Here is a 2,027-nt window from a genome sequence, read left to right as displayed (position 1 = left end):
TTCCTTTTACTAGGGTCGCGCTTTTTTTATGCTCATTTTCTTTGAACATGAATTTCAATGCTCATTCGAATTTCTTGAACAAGATGTCCTAAGCGTGATGATTTTCTGTTTCTTATGAATCTCTAATATAAAGGGAGACATAAGAAATAGGAGAGCAATCATGGGTAAGTTGGTCGAAGGCGTATGGCACGATGTGTGGTATGACACAAAAGCGAATGGCGGGAAGTTCGTTCGTGAAGACGCTGGATTTCGTGACTGGATTAAAAATGATTCAGAGGCGGTATTCCAACCAGAATCTGGCCGTTACCATTTGTATGTTTCTCTCGCGTGCCCTTGGGCACATCGAACGCTTATCTTCCGTAAGTTGAAAGGTCTAGAGCCACACATTGATGTGACGGTTGTTTGCCCTGATATGCTCAGTCAAGGTTGGCAAATGGGTTTACCCGAGCCGCTGTTTGGTCATACACGTATGCACCAAATCTACACTCAAGCGAAACCCGACTACACAGGGCGTGTTACGGTGCCAGTTTTATGGGACAAAAAGACCAACACCATCGTGTCGAATGAATCGTCAGAGATCATTCGTATGTTTAACTCCGCATTTAACGATCTCACGGGCAATCATGACGATTATTATCCCGAGCCACTACGCGGTGTGATTGGTGAATGGAATGATTACATCTATCCAAACGTGAATAATGGGGTGTACCGTTGCGGTTTTGCTACTTCACAAGAAGCGTATGAAGAGGCTTTTGAATCATTGTTTTCGGCCTTAGATAAAATTGATGGTCATCTGGCGACCCATCGCTATCTAGCAGGCAATAAAATTACGGAAGCCGATTGGCGTTTGTTCACCACGTTAGTGCGTTTTGATGCCGTGTATGTTGGGCACTTCAAGTGTAATAAACAACGCATTGCCGATTACGTCAATATTCAGGGTTATCTGAAAGAGTTGTATCAGATTGACGGTATCGCCGATACCAACGATTTCTATCATATTAAGCGCCATTATTACTTCAGTCACACAGGGATTAATCCAACGCAAGTGGTGCCTAAAGGGCCTGATTTAGACTTTAGTTCTCCTCACCAAAGAGAAATGATCGGTTAGTTTGTAACGGTTCATCCAATACAAAAGCCCTTAACGACGAACTGCGTTGTTAAGGGCTTTTATTTACGCTACGTACTAGGAGCAAGAGGGGCAATTTTTAAATATATGCTCGCCTTATTTAGCGCGGACGATGTCCATCACCAACTTACCGTCAACTTTTACTGGGCCATCTTCTTTGGCTCCGAGTGAATACTCAAATACGCCCGTCTTCATTCCACCTTTTTCTCCGTGGACCATTAGCATCAGCATGTCACCAGACTCAACCGGTTCCATCAAAATTGCATTCACGTTCTCATTTTGTCCCATTTTAAGCGGAGCATAGCCGATCACGGGGCCTGGCTTCATCGATTCATCTGTTCGGTGTACAACCATCCAGCCGTTTTCGTCAGCATGAGCCATTTTTGCCGTTACCGTGCCCGCGGACATATCTTGATCTGCGCCTTCAATACTTGGGGAGGAAAAACTAAACGCAGAAAAACTGAACAGACATGCAGCTAAACCAAACTTTAGGAATGAGTTGTTGATGGAGTTGTTCATATGTATTCCTTACTTATGTGTGAGGTTGCGTAATTGCATTCCATCTTCGTTACGTAGTTTCTCGTAAGAAAGTTCAGATGATATGAAAATAATGTCGATAAATTGAACGGGAGAGGGAAAATCGCTCTGTATTATTGAGCTCTGGTGATCGTTAAAAGCCAGGACAAGACCCACAGGTAAGGCAGGAACGGTGGCCAGTTTCAGATTATCTTCTTGTCGTCACAGCTTCTTACCAATATTCAAATAAACTAATGATATGACAACCGCTTTTTAACGGGGTGATGCATGGATATCAACGAGTTTGCGACTGGCGAGCATCTTATCTGGAATCTGCTTATTGCCTTGCTATTGGGTGCGATTATCGGGACACAGCGCGGCTGGG

General features: G+C 43.9%; 2 protein-coding genes. One reads left to right on the top strand and one right to left on the bottom strand.

Annotated elements, in window-relative coordinates:
• Window positions 1-160 precede the first annotated feature (160 nt).
• On the top strand, window positions 161-1,108 hold the full coding sequence (locus R7Q47_RS23410; protein ID WP_318089472.1) for a glutathione S-transferase family protein: 948 nt from the start codon (window positions 161-163) through the stop codon (window positions 1,106-1,108).
• 114 nt (window positions 1,109-1,222) lie between these two features.
• On the opposite strand, the gene R7Q47_RS23405 is transcribed toward R7Q47_RS23410, so the two are convergent.
• Window positions 1,223-1,645 carry a hypothetical protein gene (locus tag R7Q47_RS23405; protein WP_017447836.1) on the bottom strand — a complete coding sequence of 141 codons (423 nt, stop codon included), beginning with the start codon at window positions 1,643-1,645 and terminating at the stop codon, window positions 1,223-1,225.
• Window positions 1,646-2,027: the final 382 nt, after the last annotated feature.

This window comes from Vibrio sp. Vb0349 (genome assembly GCF_033338975.1).
This window is presented reverse-complemented; position numbering and strand designations above follow the sequence as displayed.